This window comes from Hydrogenophaga sp. L310 (assembly GCF_055703065.1).
Window position 1 is genome coordinate 16023 of the sequence record NZ_JBVPZA010000008.1, and the last position, 21647, is coordinate 37669.

The 21647-nt window shown below is 67.0% G+C and carries 22 protein-coding genes and 1 tRNA gene; 9 read left to right on the forward strand and 14 right to left on the reverse strand.

Annotation, left to right across the window (positions count from 1 at the left end):
• Positions 1-454: 454 nt before the first annotated feature.
• Positions 455-1837 (forward strand): ammonium transporter, encoded by a 1383-nt coding sequence (locus AC0GNO_RS14195; RefSeq protein ID WP_472904405.1) that lies wholly within the window; start codon positions 455-457, stop codon positions 1835-1837.
• 160 nt (positions 1838-1997) lie between these two features.
• Positions 1998-2423, forward strand: a complete 426-nt coding sequence (locus AC0GNO_RS14200) for a hypothetical protein (RefSeq protein ID WP_472904406.1) — start codon at positions 1998-2000, stop codon at positions 2421-2423.
• 7 nt (positions 2424-2430) lie between these two features.
• Here the strand turns inward: AC0GNO_RS14200 and AC0GNO_RS14205 are convergent, their stop codons facing one another.
• Both AC0GNO_RS14205 and AC0GNO_RS14210 read right to left on the reverse strand, forming a co-directional pair.
• Complete coding sequence (locus AC0GNO_RS14205) at positions 2431-4104, reverse strand: GMC family oxidoreductase (RefSeq protein ID WP_472904407.1); 1674 nt, start codon at positions 4102-4104, stop codon at positions 2431-2433.
• A 7-nt stretch (positions 4105-4111) separates the two neighbouring features.
• A complete protein-coding gene (locus AC0GNO_RS14210; RefSeq protein WP_472904408.1) occupies positions 4112-4396 on the reverse strand; it encodes a putative signal transducing protein in 285 nt (94 codons plus the stop codon).
• A gap of 146 nt (positions 4397-4542) precedes the next feature.
• On the opposite strand from AC0GNO_RS14210, the gene AC0GNO_RS14215 reads away from it, so the two are divergent.
• Positions 4543-5484: a LysR family transcriptional regulator gene (locus tag AC0GNO_RS14215; protein ID WP_472904409.1), complete on the forward strand. Its 942-nt coding sequence runs from the start codon at positions 4543-4545 to the stop codon at positions 5482-5484.
• 560 nt (positions 5485-6044) lie between these two features.
• Here the strand turns inward: AC0GNO_RS14215 and AC0GNO_RS14220 are convergent.
• Together AC0GNO_RS14220 and AC0GNO_RS14225 are read right to left on the reverse strand one after the other, a co-directional pair.
• Positions 6045-6566: a hypothetical protein gene (locus tag AC0GNO_RS14220; RefSeq protein WP_472888263.1), complete on the reverse strand. Its 522-nt coding sequence runs from the start codon at positions 6564-6566 to the stop codon at positions 6045-6047.
• Between the two features lie 395 nt (positions 6567-6961).
• Positions 6962-7435: an acyl-CoA thioesterase gene (locus tag AC0GNO_RS14225; RefSeq protein ID WP_472888264.1), complete on the reverse strand. Its 474-nt coding sequence runs from the start codon at positions 7433-7435 to the stop codon at positions 6962-6964.
• A gap of 177 nt (positions 7436-7612) precedes the next feature.
• Here AC0GNO_RS14225 and AC0GNO_RS14230 point away from each other — a divergent pair, with 177 nt between their 5' ends.
• Positions 7613-8116, forward strand: coding sequence for a low molecular weight protein-tyrosine-phosphatase (locus AC0GNO_RS14230; RefSeq protein ID WP_472904410.1), 504 nt, complete (start codon positions 7613-7615; stop codon positions 8114-8116).
• A gap of 58 nt (positions 8117-8174) precedes the next feature.
• Complete coding sequence (locus tag AC0GNO_RS14235; RefSeq protein WP_472904411.1) at positions 8175-9941, forward strand: ABC transporter ATP-binding protein; 1767 nt, start codon at positions 8175-8177, stop codon at positions 9939-9941.
• A 108-nt stretch (positions 9942-10049) separates the two neighbouring features.
• On the opposite strand, the gene AC0GNO_RS14240 is transcribed toward AC0GNO_RS14235, so the two are convergent.
• The 4 genes from AC0GNO_RS14240 to AC0GNO_RS14255 form a co-directional block, all read right to left on the reverse strand.
• The gene (locus tag AC0GNO_RS14240) at positions 10050-10448 is read right to left on the reverse strand and encodes an RNA recognition motif domain-containing protein (RefSeq protein ID WP_472904412.1); all 399 of its coding nucleotides are present in this window, start codon (positions 10446-10448) and stop codon (positions 10050-10052) included.
• Between the two features lie 258 nt (positions 10449-10706).
• Positions 10707-10783 (reverse strand) — tRNA-Arg (locus AC0GNO_RS14245).
• Positions 10784-10796: 13 nt separating this feature from the next.
• Entirely contained in the window at positions 10797-12029 is a 1233-nt protein-coding gene (locus AC0GNO_RS14250; protein ID WP_472904413.1) for an extracellular catalytic domain type 1 short-chain-length polyhydroxyalkanoate depolymerase, read from the reverse strand.
• 136 nt (positions 12030-12165) lie between these two features.
• Complete coding sequence (locus AC0GNO_RS14255) at positions 12166-12588, reverse strand: CopG family transcriptional regulator (RefSeq protein WP_472888268.1); 423 nt, start codon at positions 12586-12588, stop codon at positions 12166-12168.
• Between the two features lie 189 nt (positions 12589-12777).
• On the opposite strand from AC0GNO_RS14255, the gene AC0GNO_RS14260 reads away from it, so the two are divergent.
• Positions 12778-13107: a YegP family protein gene (locus AC0GNO_RS14260; protein ID WP_472888269.1), complete on the forward strand. Its 330-nt coding sequence runs from the start codon at positions 12778-12780 to the stop codon at positions 13105-13107.
• Between the two features lie 12 nt (positions 13108-13119).
• Here the strand turns inward: AC0GNO_RS14260 and AC0GNO_RS14265 are convergent, their stop codons facing one another.
• Positions 13120-14007 (reverse strand): LysR family transcriptional regulator, encoded by an 888-nt coding sequence (locus tag AC0GNO_RS14265; protein ID WP_472904414.1) that lies wholly within the window; start codon positions 14005-14007, stop codon positions 13120-13122.
• Positions 14008-14107: 100 nt separating this feature from the next.
• Between AC0GNO_RS14265 and AC0GNO_RS14270 the strand changes: the two genes are divergently transcribed.
• Genes AC0GNO_RS14270 through AC0GNO_RS14280 form a run of 3 tightly spaced genes read left to right on the forward strand, consistent with a single transcriptional unit; the run spans position 14108 to position 15617 of the window.
• On the forward strand, positions 14108-14788 hold the full coding sequence (locus tag AC0GNO_RS14270; RefSeq protein ID WP_472904415.1) for a Bax inhibitor-1/YccA family protein: 681 nt from the start codon (positions 14108-14110) through the stop codon (positions 14786-14788).
• Positions 14789-14817: 29 nt separating this feature from the next.
• On the forward strand, positions 14818-15207 hold the full coding sequence (locus tag AC0GNO_RS14275; protein ID WP_472904416.1) for a tellurite resistance TerB family protein: 390 nt from the start codon (positions 14818-14820) through the stop codon (positions 15205-15207).
• A gap of 2 nt (positions 15208-15209) precedes the next feature.
• On the forward strand, positions 15210-15617 hold the full coding sequence (locus AC0GNO_RS14280) for a hypothetical protein (protein WP_472904417.1): 408 nt from the start codon (positions 15210-15212) through the stop codon (positions 15615-15617).
• Positions 15618-15660: 43 nt separating this feature from the next.
• On the opposite strand, the gene AC0GNO_RS14285 is transcribed toward AC0GNO_RS14280, so the two are convergent.
• The 5 genes from AC0GNO_RS14285 to AC0GNO_RS14305 all read right to left on the reverse strand — a co-directional run bounded on the left by AC0GNO_RS14285 (position 15661) and on the right by AC0GNO_RS14305 (position 21641).
• Positions 15661-16422 (reverse strand): sulfite exporter TauE/SafE family protein, encoded by a 762-nt coding sequence (locus AC0GNO_RS14285; RefSeq protein ID WP_472904418.1) that lies wholly within the window; start codon positions 16420-16422, stop codon positions 15661-15663.
• Positions 16423-16688: 266 nt separating this feature from the next.
• Positions 16689-16994: a metal-sensitive transcriptional regulator gene (locus AC0GNO_RS14290; protein ID WP_472904419.1), complete on the reverse strand. Its 306-nt coding sequence runs from the start codon at positions 16992-16994 to the stop codon at positions 16689-16691.
• Positions 16995-17006: 12 nt separating this feature from the next.
• On the reverse strand, positions 17007-18056 hold the full coding sequence (locus tag AC0GNO_RS14295) for an SLAC1 anion channel family protein (protein WP_472888275.1): 1050 nt from the start codon (positions 18054-18056) through the stop codon (positions 17007-17009).
• 30 nt (positions 18057-18086) lie between these two features.
• A complete protein-coding gene (locus AC0GNO_RS14300; protein ID WP_177136818.1) occupies positions 18087-18323 on the reverse strand; it encodes a YgaP family membrane protein in 237 nt (78 codons plus the stop codon).
• A 33-nt stretch (positions 18324-18356) separates the two neighbouring features.
• A complete protein-coding gene (locus AC0GNO_RS14305) occupies positions 18357-21641 on the reverse strand; it encodes an efflux RND transporter permease subunit (protein WP_472904420.1) in 3285 nt (1094 codons plus the stop codon).
• Between the last annotated feature and the right edge of the window lie 6 nt (positions 21642-21647).

Below are 21647 nucleotides of genomic sequence, written 5' to 3' on the forward strand. Positions count from 1 at the left end.
TTCGCAATCGCCAGGCCACGATGGGCCAACCAAGGGAAAACACCGATCAACGCATTTAACGCATTGATTTACATCAACTTTTTCCGACCCGTTTTGTCGATTCCAAAATCAAGTACCAACATAGTGGACGGACAACTTCCATTCGCATCAACAAAACGAAAACAGAAAAGACACTCTCGGAAACTCACCCGCCACCCACGCAGGCAAAAAAAAGCCGACCCTTGCGGGGTCGGCTTGTGATCTCTGGCATCTCTTGGGGACGCTGAAGCAATATTTTCTGGTTGGACTGGGTTGTCTCCTCGGTCCCCCGCGGTCACCAGCGGCGTGCGCTGGGTGCGAGTGGTGCCTACTGTAATGCCTTGCACCAGCGCTGTGCATCCGGGGTTTCCCTTGCTCCCTTGCAGGGTGGCACAGGATGTGCTCAGTGCCGGGGGTCGTTGGAAAAGGTAACAAAATGCACCAAAACCGTAGATCCCCTGGATCCGTGGCGGCTGGACTGGCCCTCGCCATCCCCTCGCTGACCTGTGCGCAGACCGCACCTGCCGGGGCCACCAGCCCCGCTGCCGACGCAGCGGCCACGCTGCCCGGCCCGGCGCTCGCCGCCATCAGCACCATCAGCGGGGCCGACACCGCCTGGCTCATGGTGTCCACCGCGCTCGTGCTGCTCATGACGTTGCCCGGCATCGCGCTCTTTTATGGCGGCATGGTGCGCCGCCTCAACGTGATCAACACCATGGCCAGCGTGGTCGGCATCGCGGCGGTGGTCAGCGTGTTGTGGTTTGCGCTGGCGTATTCGCTGGCGTTCACGCCCGGCGACGGCGCGCTGGCGGGCTGGATCGGCGGCGTCGAGCGCATGGGCTTTGCCGGGCTCGATTACCTGGGCGCCACCGGCCAGGTGGCGGTGAGCCACATCGCGCCGCACGTGCCCGAGTCGGTGTTTGCCATGTTCCAGCTCACCTTTGCCATCATCACCTGCGCCCTCGTGGTGGGCGCGCTGGTGGAGCGCATGCACTTCGGCGCCCTGCTGCTGTTCGCCAGCCTGTGGCTGCTGCTGGTGTACGCGCCCGTGGCCCACTGGGTCTGGGAGCCGGGCGGCTGGCTGGCCCAGCTCGGTGCGCTGGACTTTGCCGGTGGCGCCGTGGTGCACATCAACGCCGGCGCGGCCGCGCTGGTCTGCGCCTACGCCCTCGGCCCGCGCCAGGGCTACGGCCGCGAACCCTTCATCCCCTTCAACCTGGGCCTGACCATGGCCGGCACCGGCCTGCTCTGGGTCGGCTGGTTCGGCTTCAACGCCGGCTCGGCGCTCGCCGCCGACGGGCGCGCCGGGCTGGCGCTGGCCGTGACCCACATCGCCGCCGCCGCGGGCGCGCTCTCGTGGATGGCCGCCGAATGGCTGGCGCGCAAACGCGCTTCGCTGCTCGGCCTGTGCTCCGGCGTGGTGGCCGGACTCGTGGCCATCACGCCGGCCGCGGGCTTCGTCACGCTGCGCAGCGCGCTGATCATCGGTCTGGTGGCGGGTGCGGTCTGCTACTGGGGTGCCACCGGCCTGAAACGCCGCCTGCGCGCTGACGATTCGCTCGACGTGTTCGGTGTGCACGGTGTGGGTGGCCTGGTGGGCGCGCTGCTCACCGGCCTGCTGGCCGATCCGGCCATCGCCGGGGTGGAGGGCAGCGTGCTGACGCAGCTGATCGCCTGCATGGCCGTGCTGACCTACAGCCTGGTCATGACCGGCGTCGTGCTGTGGATCACCTCGCGTGTGGCGCGCCTGCGCGTGCACGAGGTGGACGAACGCGCCGGGCTCGATCTGTCGCTGCACAACGAACAGCTCGGGCATTGAGATGCACCCCCCGCGCCGCTTCGCGTCACCCCCCTCAAGGGGGGCGGCACTGGCCGTCCGGCAAAGCCGGCCCGGCGGTGCCCTGGGGTTTTACCCCTTCACTCGTTGTTGATCTTGCTCCGGCGACATCGACAACTTGGGCCATTGAAAGGACGCTGCCATGACTTCCACCGAAATCTTTGCCACCGCCGCCCATCTGCATGTGCTGCTGCGCCGCAAGACGGGGCGCGTGACCGACACCGAGTGGATGGCCACCAACGCCGACTACGCGCGCGCCATCGTGCGCTTCGCCCGCGAAAAGGCGGTCAGCGACGGGCTGGACGAGCTGCTGCCCTGGGCCGACAAGCTGGAGACCGCGAGCACCGGCATGGGCGCACCCGTGCGCAAGCCCCTGCTGCAGAGCGCCGCCGAGGCCCTGCGCGCCGCGCAGACGCCAGCGCCCCCGGCCAGCCGTCCCAGCGGTTTCGCCGACCCGGTGCCGGCGAGCGGGTTCCGCGAGTCGGCGCTGCCCTCGGGGTTTGACGGCGGCAAACGAACCGATACCGACGGGCCGGACACGCCGCGCTACGTGGGTGGCATCCGCTAGCCTGGAGTCACGTCCCGGCCGCGATCCAGCGCGCCGCCTTCTCCGCGATCATCAGCGTCGGGCTGTTGGTGTTGCCGCTGGTGATGGTGGGCATCACGCCCGCGTCCACGACGCGCAAGCCGGCCACGCCGCGCACGCGCAGGTGGCTGTCGACCACGGCCAGCGGGTCATCGGCGCTCCCCATCTTCGTCGTGCCCACCGGGTGGAAGATGGTGCTGGCGATGTCGCCGGCCAGGCGCGCGAGCTCGTCGTCGGTCTGGTACTGCACGCCGGGCTTGAACTCTTCGGGTTGGTATTTCGCCATCGCCGGCTGCGCCACGATGTGCCGCGTCACGCGCAGGCTGTCGGCCGCGACCTGCCGGTCCTCGGCCGTGGAGAGGTAGTTGGGCGCGATGGCGGGCGCGTCTTCACCGCGCGCGGTGCGGATGCGCACATGGCCGCGGCTGCCGGGGTTGAGGTTGCAGACGCTCGCGGTGAAGGCCGGGAAGCTGTGCAGCGGCTCGCCAAAAGCATCCAGGCTGAGCGGCTGCACGTGGTATTCGAGGTTCGCGTGCGGCTGCGCCGGGTCGCTCCTGGTGAAGGCGCCGAGCTGGCTGGGCGACATGCTCATGGGGCCGCTGCGCTTGAGCGCGTATTCGATACCGATGCTGGCCTTGCCCCAGAGCGAGTTGGCCAGGGTGTTGAGCGTTTTGCCGCCCTGCACCTTGTAGACCGAGCGGATCTGCAAATGGTCTTGCAGGTTCTCGCCCACGCCGGGCAGTTCGTGTTTCACCTCGACGCCCGCGGCCCGCAGCACCGGCGCCGGGCCGATGCCCGAGAGCTGCAGGATCTGCACCGAGCCGATGCTGCCCGCGCTGAGCACCACCTCGCGCGTGGCCGACACGCTCACGCGCTGGCCGCCGCGCCGCAGCTCGGCGCCGGTGCAGCGCAGCGCGCCAGCCGCGTCGCGCTCCAGCCGCAGGCGCTCCACCTGGGTCTCGGTCCAGACCGTGAGGTTGGGCCGGTGCATCACCGGGCGCAGAAACGCCTTGCTCGCGTTCCAGCGCCAGCCGGCTTTCTGGTTCACCTCGAAATAGCCCACGCCCTCGTTGTCGCCGGTGTTGAAGTCGTCCGTGGCCGGGATGCCGGCCTGCTGCGCGGCCTGGGCAAACGCGTCGAGCACGTCCCAGCGCAGGCGCTGCTTTTCGATGCGCCACTCGCCGGTGCTGCCCACCGCCTTGTTGCCGTGCAGCAGCGTGAAGGCGGGGTTGCTCAGGCTCTCGTTCGCCGCGTCGAGGCGGTAGTGGTCTTCGTGCGCCCGGAAGTCGGGCAGGCTGTTCTGCCAGCGCCAGTCGGCGTCGCCGGTGAGCTGTGCCCACTGGTCGTAGTCGCGCGCCTGGCCGCGCATGTAGATCATGCCGTTGATGCTGGAGCAGCCGCCCAGGCCCTTGCCGCGCGGGTAGCGCAGCTGGCGGCCGTTGAGGCCCGGGTCGGGTTCGGTCTGGTAGAGCCAGTCGGTGCGCGGGTTGCCGATGCAATACAGATAACCCACGGGGATGTGGATCCAGTGGTAGTCGTCCTTGCGGCCGGCTTCGACCAGCAGCACACGGCGCGACGGATCGGCCGAGAGCCGGTTGGCCAGCAGGCAGCCGGCCGTGCCGGCGCCGATGACGATGTGGTCGAAGGTGGTGGTGTCGCTCATGGTGGGTTCACTCGGGTGGCAAGCTGTCGTCGGGCAGGCTGAAGTCGCCGCGGTGGAAGGCCGCCACCACCGCCTCGGCTTCGGCAAAGCGGTGCGCGGGTACCAGCACGCGCACCTGGATCGCGCCGGCCAGCAGCGTGTGCGCCTGCACCAGGTGGGCGTCGGCCACCACCGCGGGCACGCCGGCCGACTGCAGGCAGCCGCGCAAAAGGTAGGCCTCGGTGGGGCTGAAGAAGGTGGCCAGCGTCTGCCAGTCGCCTTCGGCCGGGTCGTAGGGGCTGTCTCCGTGCATGGTCAGGGGCGCCAGCGAAGGCGCCGGGTATTTGAAATGCTCATGGTCTGCTCCCGGGAATGGCGCGAGTTTGTGGACCGGCTGCGCAAAAGTCCAATGAAATCGCCAGCGGCTTGGTATAAGTTCGGCAAATAACGAACACCCCCATGCCCACGCCCGTATCCCCCAACGCCCTGCCCGGCCGGCTGCCCACGGTGGACCCGCAGACCCTGCGCGCCTTCGTCGCCGTGGCGCGCGAAGGCAATGTGTCGCGCGCCGCGTTGCGCCTGCACCTGAGCCAGCCCGCGGTGAGCCTGCAGCTGAAAACCCTGGCCGAGGCCACGGGGCTGGCGCTGTTCACCCGCACGCCCCAGGGCATGGCGCTCACGCACGACGGCGCGGCCCTGCTGCCCATGGCCGAGCGCGCGCTCGCCACCCTGGCCGACTTCGGCCAGGCCGCCGCCGCCCTGCACACCACGGTGCGCGGCACGCTGCGCATCGGCACCATCCTCGACCCCGAGTTCACCCGGCTCGGCGCGTTCCTGAAACAGCTCGTCGAGTCCAGCCCGCAGGTGGGCACCGAGCTGCGCCAGGGCATGAGCGGCGACGTGCTGGCGCAGATCGCGCGCGGCGAGCTCGACGTGGGCTTCTTCCTCAACCTGCCTGACGACCTGGTGGGCGCGCCCTACCGGCTGCGCGCGCTGACCCGCTTCACCTACCGCGTGCTCGCGCCCGCCGGCTGGGGCCCGCAGGTGCGCGGCAAAGACTGGAAAGCCCTGGCCGCCCTGCCCTGGCTCGCCACGCCACCGGCCAGCGCCCACCACCGGCTGCAGCGCCGCGTGTTCGGCCCCGGTTCGCTCACCGGGCTGGAGCCGCGGCGCGTGGCGCTGGTGGACCAGGAAGCGTCCATGCTCGACCTGGTGAAAAGCGGCGTCGGCCTGAGCCTGGTGCGCGACGCCATCGCCATGCGCGAAGCCCAGGCCCGCGGCCTGGTGGTGGCCGACCAGGTGGCGCTTGAATGCGACCTGAGTTTTGTTTGTCTGGCCGAACGGGCGGGGGAGCCGGTGATAACGAGTGCCTGGGGGGCGCTGGAGGCGGTTTGGGGGTAAGGGGGTGTTCGTTTGACTTGTTTCGACCGAGGCTGTGTGAAAACTCCGCCTCAGCGCATTCGGACAGAAGCACGACCTCCCAGACCGATCCGAAAGCGCCGATCTCGATTTAGGGAAGGGGGTCGAGAACCCCTGAATTTCCGTTTTCAGCGTGTTTTCAGACAGCCTCGACCCGTTGCGGACATCGACACCTCAAAAGGGACGACCGGTATGCGGCGCTCACCGCCCCTTCGGGAATCCGTTTGGCTGAGGCTGAGACAAACCACTGACCGCAATTTGCCAGTGGAGGTGCACACGCGGATTCAACTTATAGATAAGGCTCGGCTTAAGACTTTTCAGGGTCGGATCAATAGTAGTCACCGCACCTGGTAAATATCATGCGGGACTATGCTCGAATGGGAGACAGGGTGGATAACCCCGAGCTTTCAGAAGGATCAGGGCTTCTAAGAATTGAACAAAGATTGAGACGCGAATGAGATACAATAGTTGCCATTTTACTAAAATGGAGCACATAGCATCAAACATCAAGCCGCCGGAGTAATAGTTTTTTCATGAAAATATCATCCCCGATTTTCTGTAGGAGCTGGTTCAATAGTTGGCTGCTTCAACGGGGCTCGGACAGGAGCAGCAGGAGCTGGGACAGGAGGAGCAGGGGTTGCCAAAGCTTCTGGAGAACCTGGTGTCAACTCAACAAATACGATTCCTGCCAAGACCTTATCCTCTTGCCAACTAATATCACCACACTTTAATTCGGAAGTCTGCCAGTTGTAATAAACATGGTCAAATATGCCGCGAGTTATAGCTTGAAATTTATACCAGTTAGTGTTAGAAATATAGATTCTTCGAATTTCCAGAGCTTGACTGATTGGCACCCCAGAAACAAAGGTCTTCTTTCCGCCGTTTTCCCTGTGCCGTCCGGTTAAACATATATCTTTTGCTTTCTCCGCAACCAGTTGAATGATCCGTTGATTACTTTCCGAAAACCCATTCGAATCACGGACCAGATTGGATGTGGAAAGACATCCGGTCAATGTGAACGCAATCCCAATTGACGAGCACAGCTTATAAAAGGAAAAAGACATTTTTACTCCAGGTTGGAACAGGTTTTCGAGAAGACTTCAGGACCAATCGTGTCAACGGTGAGTTGCACATTGAGGTACCGCTGTATGAGCAGTTTTTCGACCGGGCGACACTTCGCTTGCGCGTCTACAAGGACAAATTGAAGGTGCAGTTGTACTAAAGGAGATCCAACCAGGGGCGAACGGACGCATGTTCTGCTGACCCGGCACAGGAACTGGGCGCTCTGTGCCTAAAGCACGGAGGCAATGGTGTTGACATCTTTTTTAATCACCCAGCAACCAAGGATGACGACAGTCTAATACCAACCAAGGAAAAGGGGATTTGCTAATCGGACGTATGACCTGAAGTGTCCGACACCTGTCCACCGCAAACTCGCAGCTCAGCCAGCCCACCTCCCCTACCGCACCGCCCCAAACCGCTGCTCCATCTCGCGCCGCATGGCCTTGCGCACCTCGGCCGCCGCGTGGCGGCGGCGCTCGTCGGGGGTGAAGGGGCGCAGGGGGGCCACGGGAGTCGGCTTGCCGGCGTCGTCGACCGCGACCATGGTGAAGAAGCAGCTGTTGACGTGGCGGTTTTCCTGGGTGCGGATGTTTTCCGCGATCACCTTGATGCCCACTTCCATGGACGAGTTGCCGGTGTGGTTGACCGAGGCGAGGAAGGTGACGAGTTCGCCCACGTGGATCGGCTGGCGGAACACCACCTGGTCCACGCTCAGCGTCACCACATAGGCGGCGGCGTATCGGCTGGCGCAGGCGTAGGCCACCTGGTCGAGCAGCTTGAGGATGGAGCCGCCGTGCACGTTGCCGGAGAAGTTGGCGGTGTCGGGGGTCATCAGCACCGACATGCTGAGCTGGTGGGCGGGCAGTTCCATGGGGGTCTTCGCGGGGGGTGGGTTGAACGGGGATTCGGCCGGGCGCGGGCACGCGCAGCCGCGATGTTGCCACGCGGCGCAAAACGAATGCGGGTGGTGGTCCTGCGCCACGGTGTTCCGCGCGCAAAATGGCGCCACCGCCACCGAAGGCACCCACCGCCCGCCCCCGACTGCACCGTGAACGCCCCCCACCGCCCTCCCTACCGTGTTCTTTTCCTCTGCATGGGCAATATCTGCCGCAGCCCGACGGCCCACGGCGTTTTCGAAGCCCGGGTTCAGGCCGCCGGCCTGGGCGACCGGGTGCAGGTGGACTCCGCCGGCACGCACAGCGACCACGTCGGCGCCCCGCCCGATGCGCGCAGCCAGGCGCACGCGCTCCAGCGTGGCTACGACCTCTCGACCCAGCGCGCACGGCAGCTCCAGGTCAGCGACTTCGAACATTTCGACCTGATCCTGGCGATGGACGGGGACAACCTCGCACTGGCCCGGGAGCGCTGCCCGCCCCAACAGGCCCGCAAGCTGCGGCGCTTCGCCGAGTTCTTCCAGCACCACGACAGCGCCGTGGTGCCCGACCCTTACCAGGGCGGGGCCCGCGGGTTTGAAGAGGTGCTGGACCTGGTGGAAGACGGCTGCGAAGGGCTGATGCAGCACGTGCGACAGGCGCTCGACGGCGCGGGCTGAACCGTCGCTCGCCGGGGCGTTCCGGGGTACGCTCAACAGGCCTGTCCTCTGGGAATCTATGCACATCCTCTGGAAATACCTCCGTCCCCAGCGAAAGCTCGTCGCGCTGGCCTTGCTGCTGGCGGCCGTGAGCCAGATTCTGGCGCTGGTGGACCCCATCATCTTCGGCTGGCTGATCGATGGTTACGCCACACAGCGCCACACCAAGAGCGACGAAGAGCTGGTGCGCGGTGCGCTGCTGCTGCTGGCCCTGGCGGTGGTCGTGGCGCTGGCGTCAAGGGCCACCAAGGCGGTGCAGGAATACGTGACCCGGCTGGTGGTGCAGCGCTTCGGCACGCAGATCTTCAACGACGGCCTGCGCCAGACCATGCGCCTGGAAATCCAGGAGTTCGAGGAGCGGCGCAGCGGCGAAACCCTGTCGTTGCTGATGCGCGTGCGCGCCGACACCGAGCGCTTTCTCAACGCCTTCATCAATGTGCTGTTTGCCGCGGTCATCGGCATGAGTTTTCTGGTCTGGTACGCCGTCACCAAGAGCTGGGCGCTGGTGCCGGTGTTCCTGATCGGCCTGCTGGTGCTGGGCGGCCTGAGTGGTTTGCTCAGCCGGCAGATCCGTGGCCAGCAGCGCTCGATCAACCGCGAGACCACGCGCAACGCCGGCTTCATCACGGAGTCGCTGCGCAATGTGGCGCTGATCAAGAGCCTGGGGCTGACCTTTCGCGAGATCCGCCGACTGGAAGCCAAGACCGAGGCCGTCTTCGCGCTCGAAATGGCCAAGGTGCGGCACATCCGGTGGCTGACGTTCTGGCAGGGCTCCGCGCTCAGCCTGCTCAAGCTGTCGGTGCTGTTCACGCTGCTGTGGCTCATTTTTCGCGACGTGCTGAGCACCGGCGAGCTGATCGCGATGCAGTTCATTGCGGTGGCGATCCTGGCGCCGCTGCAGGAGCTGGGCACCGTCATCCTGGCGTGGCGCGAAGCCAGTGCGTCGATGAGCAACTTCGCCGAACTGATGGCCAGGCCGGTGGACCGCCGTCCGCCGCAAGCGCTGCCGATCGGTCCGATCGAGTCGCTGCGCTTTGACAACGTGGTGTTCCGCCACCGCGGCGCCATGGGCAATGCGATCGACGGCGTGTCCTTCCAGGCGGTGCGCGGCGACACCATCGCCTTTGTCGGCCCCTCGGGTTCGGGTAAGTCCACGCTGGTCAAACTGCTGCTGGGCCTGTACCGGCCCGCCGAGGGCGAGGTCTATTACAACGAGGTGGGCAGCCGCAACCTGCGCTACAACGAGGCGCGGCGCCAGGTCGGTTATGTGACGCAGGAGACCAGCCTGTTTGCCGGCACCGTGCGCGAGAACCTGTTGTTTGTGCGCCCCGACGCGAGCGACGAGCAGATCCTGCACGCGATGGCGCAGGCTTCCTGCACCGGCCTGCTGGCGCGCATGCCGCAGGGGCTGGACACCCTGATTGGCGAGTCGGGCACCAAACTGTCCGGGGGCGAGCGCCAGCGCCTGTCGATTGCCCGCGCGCTGCTGCGCGAACCGCGCCTGCTGATTTTTGATGAAGCCACGTCGGCGCTGGACTCGATCACCGAACAGAAAATCACCGAGACCATGCGCGAGGTGTCCAGCGCGCGCACCCAGATCACGCTGCTGATCGCCCACCGCCTGTCCACCGTGCTGCACGCGGACACCATCTACGTGCTGGAAAAGGGGCGCATCACCGAGAGCGGCAGCCATGCCGATCTGGTGGAGCAAAGAGGGCTTTACTACGCCATGTGGCGCCAGCAGATCGGGGAGCGGGACCAGGCGGTCGAGATCGAGCCCGATTGAGCCAAGGGGTCACCCCCATGAAGCCCAAGAAAAAAGGCCTCGAAACCGAAGTTCCGAAGCCTTTTGCGCTGTGCTCAGCACAAGGCTGAGACGGCTGGACTGCAGGGCTTAGTAGCCGCCGCGGCCACCGCCGCCGCCGTAGCCGCCACCGCCGGAGCGATCACCGCCACCACCGTAGCCGCCACCGCCACCGCCGTAGCCGCCGCCACCCGAACGATCACCACCACCACCGTAGCCGCCGGTGCGGGGAGGACGTGCCTCCATCGGACGGGCTTCGTTCACGGTGATGCTGCGGCCGCCGAGCGACTGGCCGTTCATGCCGGAAATGGCGGCTTGCGCTTCGGCATCGCTGCCCATTTCGACGAAACCAAAGCCTTTGGAGCGACCGGTGTCGCGTTCCATCATGACCTTGGCGCTGGAAACAGTGCCGAATTCGCTGAAAGACTGTTGCAGGTCTTCGTCGCGAACGGTGTACGGCAGGTTGCCGACGTAAAGTTTATTGCCCATGGGGACTCCTCAAAATACATAAAACAAAAGCGATGGGGGTCCCGAAAGCACAACAAACTGGAAAAGTACCGAGGTAGCGCGCGAAACTGACCGATCACCTGACTTGTGCGAGTTTTTCGACTCGCACTCGCGCATTATGCGCCTTGCACGGTGAATTTACCGAATCGGCCAGTGAACATCCCTGGTCCGACACGCCACAGGCCTCCTGCACCGACAAAGAAAAAGCCCGCAACTTCTTCAAGTTGCGGGCTTTCTGTCTGGTGCGGCTGGCAGGAATTGAACCCACGACCCCTTGGTTCGTAGCCAAGTACTCTATCCAGCTGAGCTACAGCCGCGAAGCCCTCGATTCTACACACCCATGGGCGGGGTCGAAGCCACGGCGTGGCGCTGGGCGGCTGGCTGAGCCAGGAAGAAGCGCAGCATTTCGGCCGAAGCGTCCGGGCCTTTGGCGTCGGTGTACGAGCCCGCGGCGTTGCCGCCCGACCAGGCGTGGCCCGCGCCGTGCAGGGCCCAGGCCTCGACGAGGCAACGCCCGTCCGCGCCCAGGTGCCGGGTGCGGGTGTAGCGCTGCCCGGCGTCGGTGGTGCCTTCTTCGCGGTGTTCCTTGAGACCGTTTTTGCCGGCCTGGCTCGTGAACGCTGCGAGTGCCTGGCTCACGATCTGGTCACCATTGCTCTGCTGCACCGTGTGGTCACGTTCGCCGTGGAACACGATCATGGGCACGGCCTGGGTGGCGGGGCGCCGCGGGTCTTCGGGCGTGCCCGGAAAATGCGCACGGCCCATCACGACGCGACCTTTCATGGCGGCCATGGCGGAGGGGATGTCGTGCGCGGCCGCATAGGGCAGGCCCGAGTGGGCGCCCACCGCGGCAAACAGTTCGGGGTGGGTCTGGCCCAGGATCACCGCCATGGCTGCGCCGGCCGACAGGCCCGCCACGTAGATGCGGCGCGGATCCACCGGCTGTTCGGCCGCCACCGCTTCGACCATGCCGGCAATCAGCGCCGGCTCGCCGCCCTCGCGGACCTGGTCGTGCGGGCTGAACCAGTTCCAGCATCGCGAGGGATTGGCGCTCGCGGCCTGCTCGGGGTAGAGCACCAGAAAGCCGTGCTGATCGGCCAGGCGGTTCATCTGCGTGCCGGCGGCAAAGTCGTCGGCCGACTGGGTGCAGCCGTGCAGCATCACGACCATCGGCAGGGCTTTGGCCTGGGCCTGTGCGGCCTGCGGCGGCAGGTACAGCTTGTAGGCACGGGTGCCGGCCGCCGAGCTGAAGCTGCGCGCAAGGAACTGGCCCTCGGCCGTCTCGGCGGGTCTGGCGGCGGCGGACTTCCTGGCGGCAGGGGCGCGGGCGGTCGGCGTCTCGGCTTCTGCCGAACCCGCCACTTCGCGCGCCACCACCTCGATGGTGTCGCTGTCACGGGGCGCGCGTTGCCCTGGTGCTGCGCGGGGCGGCTCGGTCGCGCCACCCAGACCCGCCGATGACAGGGCCTTGCGGATCGTTTCGGTCACGCCACGCATGGGCCCGCTCTCGGTGTTCAGCCCGGCGGCCTTGAGCGCACGTTCAATGGTGTCTTGGATGTTCATGGCGGTGGCTCTCGGGACGGACAAGGGGCGGTCGGGCGTTTGGAGGCGGTGTTTCAAATCGGGGCTTTGCTTTCGGCAGGCGGTGATGGGTGTGCACCGGCTGCCATGTTGAAGGGCGTTGATGTCAGGCGATGTGTCAGACCATGCGCCCGGCCAGTGCACGGCGCACTTCAGGGCTGGCCTGAAAGACCCCCAGCACCGACACGGACTCGATCGCGGCCAGCGCCAGCTCGGGGGTCACGTCGTCGGCGATGCGCGCCAGACCAACCACCTGGATGTTCAGCCGCTGACCGGCAGCCACCGCGCGCTCCAGATCGGTGCGGTTCAGGTGCTGCAGACCCAGCATGAGCATGCGCCGTGCCACCGTCTGGCGCAGCGTGTCTGCGTGCGTGGCCAGCAGGTTGCGCACGGCGGTGCGGATCAGGTCGGAGCGGTTGGAATAAAAGCCTTCCTGCACCAGCAGGTCCACCTGCCCCAGATCCACCACGCCCAGGTTGATCGTCATCTTTTCGGTTTCGCCGATCCGGGTTCTGGGGTCGGCCAGTTTGGTGTTCGTCATCTTAATACCATCCACATGGAATCTATATGGATGGCATTTGAACATGTTTCCGTCCAGGCTGCCGACCGGCGCCGCCTGCGATGGCTCGCTACCGGAGGCACCTGGACCCTCGCACGGCTGTTCAGCGCGCGGCGCTGCACCTATCATCCGCCTGCTTCGGCACTCTTTATCCACCACCAAGGAGCGAACATGGCAGGCAGCTACGAACTGGGTTCGAACGACAAGGGTCAGTTTTCGTTTGTCCTGAAAGCGGGCAACGGCGAAGTGATCCTGCGCAGCGAGCAGTACGACACCAAGGCGTCGGCGGAGAACGGCATCCAGTCGGTGCAGGCCAACTGCGGCAACGACGCGCGCTACGAGCGCAAGGACGCGTCCGACGGGCGCTGCTACTTCAACCTCAAGGCGGCCAACCACCAGGTGATCGGCACCAGCCAGATGTACAAGACGGCGGCGGGTCGCGACGCGGGCATCGAGTCGGTGAAGACCAACGGCACGGGCACGGCGGTCAAGGCCGTCTGAGGCATTCGCCGTTCAGGACACCCCCGCATCGAGCAGTTTCTGCACCAGCGGGTGTTGCACCTTGCGCGCGGTGCCGATGGCGTAGTAATGCTCCTGCACGCCCTCGCAGGAAGCGAACCACTGGAGGCCATAACCCTGCGAAAGCTTGGAGCGCATGCGCTCGGAGGCGGGGAACACGCCCATGCCCGAGGAGCCGAAGGTGGCGAGCAGGGCGCTGTCTTCGAACTCGCCCACCAGATGGGGCACCACACCTTGCTGCTCAAACCACTGGTCGAGGCGCAGGCGCACCGAGGCGTGTGAACTCGGCAGCAGCACCGGCACCTCGGCCAGGCTGTGCGGAAAGTGGTGGCGGGCCTGCTCCAGCCAGGCTTCGGGGGCGTACCAGCCCAGCGGCGAGGCGCCCATGGCGTGGCTGTAGAGCTTGAGGTTGGGGTTGGCGGGTGCGGGCCGGTCGGACAGCACCACGTCGAGCCGGTGCAGGGCCAGGTCGGCCAGCAGGTCGTCGAAGTCGTCTTCGTGGCACACCAGGCGCAGGCGCGGCTCTTCGAGCGCCGGGGCCAGCAGCTCGCGCACGGCGAGCTTGGCCAGGCCGTCGGAAATGCCGACCATGAGGCGCACGCTGCTCTGGCTGGTGGCGTCGCGCACGGCGGCGGGCAGTTGTTCGCCGAGCTGGAAGATCTGCTCGGCCACCTGCAGGGCCGCCTGCCCGGCCTCGGTGAGCGCCAGGCCGCGCCCGGCGGGCTTGAACAGCGCGTGGCCCAGCGACTGCTCCAGCAGGCGCACCTGGGCGCTGATGGTCTGCACCGCCATGCCCAGCCGTTCGGCGGCGTGGGACATGCCACCCTCCTTGGCCGTGACCCAGAAGTAATACAGGTGCTTGTAGTTGAGGTCCTGGCTCATGCTTCGTGGTTGGCTGAATGATTGTTCGTTATTGTCTGCTTTTTCAGAAGCGAGTGCAGCCCTATCTTCGAGGCTCCCTGTTCACCTCTGGAGAACCCTCATGGAACGCACGACTCGCCACCCTTCCCTGCCCGCCCGCCCTTCGCTCGCCCTGGACCGCCCGCAGGTGGCCCGGGTGCTGCGCAACACCTACGCCCTGCTCTCGCTCACGCTGCTGTTCAGTGCCGGCGTGGCCGCGCTGGCGGTGGCCGGCAGCTGGCCCGCGCCCGGCCTGGTGATCACGCTGGTGGGCTTCTTCGGCCTGCTGTTCACGGTACACAAACTGCAGAACAGCGCCTGGGCGCTGCCCGCCGTGTTCGCGCTCACCGGCTTCATGGGCTACACGCTCGGCCCGCTGCTGACGCACACGCTGGCCCTGCCCGGCGGCGCCGGCACCATCGTGGCCGCGCTGGGCGCCACCGGGGCCACCTTCGTGGCGCTGTCGGCCTATGTGCTGACGACGCGGCGTGACTTCAGCTTCATGGGCGGCTTCCTGTTCGCCGGCATGGTGATCGCACTGGTGCTGGCCGTGGGCGCCTATTTCTTCCAGATGCCGGCCCTGGCGATGGCGGTGTCGGGTCTGGTGGCGCTGTTGTCGGTGGGCCTGATCCTGTTCGAGACCAGCCGCATCGTCAACGGCGGCGAGACCAACTACGTGCTGGCCACCGTGGGCCTGTTCGTCTCGGCCTTCAACCTGTTCACCAGCCTGCTGAGCCTCATGGGCATCGGCAGCAACGACTGATTCCATCCCTTCACCGAAAGGACAAGCACATGCAATCCCTTCCCGTCAACAGCCCGCAAGCCGCCGCCCGCGTCCTGGCCATGGCCCTGGTGGCCGATGGCCACTACTCGATGACCGAACTCCGGGCGCTGGACCGCCTCGACGCGCCGGCCCGTCTGGGCTTGAGCCCGGAAGCCTTCAAGAACGTGCTCGACCGGTTCTGCCAGGACCTGCTCGCCATCGGGAACGGTCGCTGGACCGGGACGGTCGATGCCACCACGCGCGAGCAGCTCATGGCGGAAATCACCCGGCCCGACTTGCAGGACCTGATCGCGCAGCAGTGCGAGGCCCTGACGCTGGCCGACGGACACCTGGCCGACGGTGAAGTGGATCTGCTGGACGCGCTGAACGTCGCATGGCGCCGGCCACTGGGCGTCTGACCATGAAGACACTGATCTGGAGCCTCACGGCCCTGCTGGCCGCCGTGTGGACCGGGCTGGTGGCCCTGACCCAGCAGCTCGCCGGCTGGCTGCTGGGCACCATGGACGCCGGTGCGCTCGCGCAGGCGGGCGGCGCGGTGGGTGGCTGGTCGGTCCCGGCAGCGCCGGCCTGGCTGGCCCCATGGGTCGACACCGCAGCACTCGCCGCGCTGCAGGCCCTGGCCGCGGATGGGGTGCAGTGGCTGGGCGCGGTGCTGCCCTCGGGCGACGCGCTCATGGCCTGGGTGGGACCGCTGTTGTGGGTGGGCTGGGGCTTCGGCCTGTTGACGCTGCTGGCGGTCGCCGGCCTGCTGCACTGGCTGGTGGGGCGGTTCGCGGGTCACACCAAGCTGCAGGGCGCAACCGCCTGAGGCACGGTCGCATCGGCACCGCCGGGCGACCGCACCACGCCGTTCAGTTCTTCCAGAAGAACAGGGCGCTCATCACCAGCCCGGTGACGATCACGCCAAGGCGCACCCAGGCCGCGGGCAGGCGTCTGGACCAGCGGGCGCCGAAGAAGCCGCCCGCGGTGGCCGCCACCATCATCAGCAGCCCGGCTTTCCACGCAATCGCGCCGGCGATCACGAAGGCCGCCACCGACAACCACGACAGCACCAGCGAATTCAGGTTCTTCAGCGCGTTGACCGTGTTCAGCCGCGTCTCGCCGGCCACGGTGTAGAGCGCCATGAGCAGGATGCCCAGACCGCCGTTGAAATAGCCCCCGTACACCGCAACCACGGCCAGCGCCGGTTCGCGCCAGCGGGCCAGGCCGTGCCCTTCGGCCGATGCCGCCTGCGCGCGCCGGGCGATCGCCGGGCCAGCGGCAAACAGCGCGGTGGCAAACAGCAACAGCCAGGGCACGATGCCCGAGAACACCTTCGCCGGCGTGACCAGCAGCAACAGGGCGCCGACCACGCCGCCGACGGCGCTGATGAACATCTCGCGTTTCAAACGCCGCACAGGCAGTTCACGCAGCTCGGTTCTGAAGCCGAGGGTGCTGCCCAGGTAACCGGGGCTCACCGCGAGCGCGCTGGTGGCGTTGGCCACGATGGGCGGCACGCCGGTGAACACCAGGGCGGGAAAGGTGAGGAAACTGCCACCGCCGGCGATGGCGTTGAGCACGCCCGCGGCGAACGCGGCAGCGGCGAGCAGGGGCGAAGCGGTGAGAAAGTCCATGCGCCGATTATTCCGGGCGACCCGTGTTCGATTGCCTGCATGGTGGACAAAACTGTCCGGCGAGAACCGTGCTCCGCACCCGGCCACGCGGGCAGCCTCCGGCGTGAAAGGCCTTCCTTGAGGGGGTCGCGCGCCGCATGGCGGGGTTGCGTGGAGCTTCCTCCGGCGAGAAATGCCCACCCCAGGATGCGGCGGAACCGGCTTTGCCGGGCCACTCGCATCGCCCCCTGGAGGGGGTCGCGCGCAGCGCGGCGGGGGTGTTTCTTCTACCGCGAACGGCCGAGTCGGACCTGCAGGCGGTCGAGCACGTCGCTGATCGACTTGGCGTCGGCGATGTCGCCCGCCGGATGGGCCAGCTCGTGCTCGGCCACGGACAGGTTCAGGCGCACGTAGGTGCTGTCGAGCGCGTGGCGCGTGGCCAGCAGTTGCTGGGCGATCTTGGTGCAGTCGGCGCCGTCTTCGAGCAGCTTCTGCAGACCGCGCACCTGGCCTTCGGCGCGGCGCAGGCGGTGCATGAGCTCGGCCTTGCGATCAGCGGCCAGCGGCTGTGGCGGGACGGCGGCGTCGGTCATGGCCAGGCGGCTTCAGGCCGAAACCGGAATGATGTTGGCCACCGGCTCGGGCGCCAGCAGCGAGCCTTCGCGCAGGCCGCGCACGGTGGCGAAGCTGAGCCAGAGCACGATCATGGTGGTGGACGCGAGCAGCAGCACACCGGCGTTCTGCAGCACGCCGTGCCAGGCGCTGTCGGGCTGCAGCTCGGCCAGGCGCAGGGTGAGCGTGGTGAAGGCCGCGAACGGGAACGACAGCGCCCAGAACGGCACGCCAAAGGGCTGGCCCGCGATGCGGCGCACGACCGGCAGCAGCCACAGCACGAAGAACAGCGCCACGCCCCAGAGCGCCTGCACCGCCGCCACCGGCGCCTGCATCTGGATCAGCACCAGGCCGATCACGGCGGGCGGCGCGATGGTGATGAACCAGGCCGGCAGCACGCGCTCGGGCAGCGGGCTGTGGGCGAGGCGCCGCGCCAGCACCAGCGTCAGCACCACGGGCCAGAAGAACAGGCCGATGCCCATCTGCGCGGCCGACCAGCCGTCGATACCCAGCGGCAGCCCCGCCAGCGGCGCGACCACGTTGCCCACCACCGGGATCAGCAGCACCGGCGTGACCGAGGGCCACAGCCCCGTGTTGCCCGGGCCCTGGCCGGGCTGAGCCGCGGCGGCCGGCGAGATCCAGCGGCTCAGCACCCACAGCGTGGCCCAGAGCTGGGTGAGGCTGCCCGCCCACCAGAGCACGCGCCAGAGCGGTGCCAGGCCGCCCTCGGCGCCCCCCAGCGCCACACCCACGGTGGCCAGCAGCAGCAGCGACACCGGGAACGCGGCCACAAAGGCGTGGCGCACCGGGTGCTTCAGGTCGTCGGCCAGCGCGGCGGGGTAGCGCGCGATGCGCAGCAGCGAAGCGACCATCAGCGCCAGGAACACCAGCAGCGCGAGCGCGCCGATCACCAGCGCGACGCCGCTGGCCATGTCACCCAGCACGCTGTGCGCGCGATGCCAGGCCAGGCTCAGGCCGCACAGGCCCATGACCAGTGCGAACCAGCCGGGCATGAGGAATTTCAGGGGCGTGGGGCTGCTCATGGGCGACACCTTGGGTGGTTCAACAAAAGATCAGTTGCACTTACCGCCGGAGCAGGAACCGTTGCCCTCGGGCACACCCAGCTTCTTGAACAGGATGCCGGGCGGGCAGAAGCCGGTGATGCCGGACTGGAACAGGTTGAAGCCAGCGAAGGCGGTCAGCGCGAGGAACCACTCGCTGACAAAGATCGGGCTGCCCGCGTAGCCCAGGGCCAGCGACAACATGACAACAAAACCGGCCATGATGCGGATGTAACGTTCGACGGTCATTTCAGACTCCTAAGAAAGACAGGTTGGAAAAAATCAGGTGGCAGCGGCCGCCAGCGCTTCGTATTTGCGGCGGTACACCGCGTAATACAAGACGGGGATCACGACGAGCGTGAGCAAGGTCGACACCGCGATGCCGAAGATCAGCGACACGGCCAGGCCGTTGAAGATCGGGTCGTCGAGGATGAAGAAGGCGCCCATCATGGCGGCCAGACCGGTCAGTGCGATCGGCTGCGCGCGCACCGCGGCGGACTGCACCACGGCTTCGGCAAAGGGCACGCCGCGCTTCGTCTCCAGCTCGATGAAGTCCACCAGCAGGATGGAGTTGCGCACGATGATGCCGGCCAGCGCGATCATGCCGATCATGCTGGTGGCGGTGTACTGCGCGTTCAGCAGCGCGTGGCCCGGCATCACGCCGATGATGGTCAGCGGGATCGGCGCCATGATGATCAGTGGCGTGAGGTAGCTCTTGAACTGCGCCACCACCAGCAGGTAGATCAGGATCAGGCCGACGCCATAGGCAGCGCCCATGTCGCGGAAGGTCTCAAAGGTGATCTGCCACTCGCCGTCCCACTTCACGGCGTACTGGCGGTACGGATCTTTCGGCTGGCTGATCCAGTACTCGCCCAGCTCGCCGGTGTTGGGCAGCGCGGCCTGGTCCATCGACGAACGGATGCCGAACAGGCCGTAGAGCGGTGAATCGAGCGAGCCGGCCATGTCACCGAACACATAGGTCACGGGCAGCATGTCTTTGGTGTAGCGCGGCTGGTCGATCACGCCGCGCTCCACCGTCACCAGCTCGGACAACGGCACCATGGCGCCGTTCGCCGCCTTCAGGGGCAGCGCGAGCAAAGCGTCCAGACCCACCTGCTGGTCCAGCGGCAGCTGCAGGCGCACCGGCACCGCGAACTTGGCGTGGCCATCGTGCAGGTAGGCGGCATCCGAGCCCGATAGCGCGGCGTAGACGGTCTGAGCGATCACCTGCACCGGGATGCCGAGCGATTCGGCACGCTGGCGCTGGATCCGCAGGAAGGCGCGTGGCGCGTGTTCTTTGAGCGAGGTGTCCACGCCCACGATGTCGGGCGTGGCCTTGTAGGCCTCGGCCACCCGCAAGGCGAGTTCGGCGCGGCCTTCCTGATCGGGGCCGTAAACCTCGGCGACGATGGGCGACATGACCGGCGGGCCGGGCGGCACTTCCACCACCTTGACGCGCGCGCCATGACGGGCTGCGATCTGCTCCAGCTCGGGGCGGTGGCGCTGCGCGATGGCGTGGCTCTGTTCGCTGCGGTCGTGCGCGTCGATCAGGTTCACCTGCAGGTCGCCGCCTTCGGCTTCGGCGCGCAGGTAGTACTGGCGCACCAGGCCGTTGAAGGTGATGGGGCTGGCGGTGCCGGCGTAACCCTGCACGTTGGCCACTTCGGGCTGCGCAGCGAGGTAGGCCGTCATGTCCTGCAGCGCGGCGGTGGTGTTTTCGAGCGGCGTGCCGGCGGGCATGTCCACCACCACCTGGTACTCGCTCTTGTTGTCAAACGGCAGCATCTTGAGCACCACACCCACGAACGAGTTGGGCACCAGCGCCAGGCTCACCGAAAGCAGCAGCGCCCCGCCGATGCCGGCGGCCAGCAGCCAGCGCTTCTTCGCGCTCTGCAGCAGCGGCGTGAGCGTGCGGGTGAAGAAATTTTGCAGCGTGCGCGTGATCTTGCCCGGGCCGTGGGCGGCGTGGCCTTCGCCCGTTTTCGTCAGCTTGAGCGCGAGCCAGGGCGTGACGGTGAAGGCGATGGCCAGCGAGATCGCCATGCCCATGCTGGCGTTGATCGGGATCGGGCTCATGTACGGGCCCATCAGGCCGCTCACGAAGGCCATGGGCAGCAGCGCGGCGATCACGGTGAAGGTAGCGAGGATGGTGGGGCCACCCACTTCGTCGACCGCGCGCGGGATGATCACGGAGAGCGGTACGTCGGGCGTGAGCATGCGGTGGCGGTGGATGTTTTCCACCACCACGATGGCGTCATCGACCAGGATACCGATGGAGAAGATGAGCGCGAACAGCGAGACGCGGTTGAGCGTGAAGCCCCAGGCCCAGCTGGCGAACAGCGTGGCCGTGAGCGTGAGGATGACGGCCGCTCCGACAATCACCGCCTCGCGCCGGCCCAGCGCCAGACCCACCAGGATGATCACGCTGCCGGTGGCGAAGATCAGCTTCTGGATCAGCTTGTTGGCCTTGGCGGCGGCGGTTTCGCCGTAGTCGCGCGTGATGGCGACTTCCACGTCGTCCGGGATCACGGTGTTCTTCAGGTTGTCCAGCCGCTCGCGCACGCCAGCGGCCACGTCCACCGCGTTTTCACCGGGCTTCTTGGTCACGGTGATGGTCACGGCCGGGTGGTTCTGGCCCTGTTGTCCGGCGTGGGCCGCATCGGCGGCGCCGGGCGTGAACCACACGTAGCGTTGCGGCAGCTGGGCACCGGCTTCCACCCGCGCGACCTCGCGCAGGTAGATCGGGCGGCCATTCGACACGCCGACCACGATGTCGCCCACGTCTTGGGCGTTCTGCAGGAACTCGCCGGTTTCCACCGACAGCATGCCGGGCTCGCCCGCCGCGGGGCTGGGGTTGATCACCGAGCCCGAAGGCATGGCCTGGTTGGCCGAAGCAATGGCGCCCTGCAACGCCTGCACGCTCACGCCGCGCTCGCGCAGCCTGGCGGGCTCCAGCCACACATGCACCGCGCGACCGGGGCCGCCGATGGTGACCACCTCGCGTGTGCCGGGCACGCGCTTGAGTTCGGTCTCGACCGCGTGCGCCACCCGCTCCAGATCGAGGGCGCTCTGCGCGTCTTTGGTCCACAGCGTGGCCGCCAGCACCGGCACGTCATCAATGCCCTTGGGCTTGACGATGGGGGTGAGCACACCCAGGCCCTGTGGCAGCCAATCCTGGTTGGCGTTGAGCACGTCGTACAGGCGCACCAGCGCCTCGGTGCGCGGCACACCCACCTTGAACTGCACCGTGAGCACGGCCACGCCGGGGCGCGCCACCGAGTAGCTGTGTTCGATGCCCTGGATCTGCGAGAGCACGTGTTCGGCCGGAGCGGCGACCATCTTCTCCACGTCGGCGCTGGACGCGCCCGGGAAGGGGATGATCACGTTGGCCATGGTCACGTTGATCTGCGGCTCTTCCTCGCGCGGCGTGACCAGCACGGCGAACAGGCCGAGCAGCAGCGCGACCAGCGCCAGCAGCGGCGTGATGGCGTTGGACTGGAAGGCCCGCGCCACGGAGCCCGAGAAGCCGAGCTTCTCGGGTGGGGATGCATCGTTGGGGTGGCTCATGCTGGC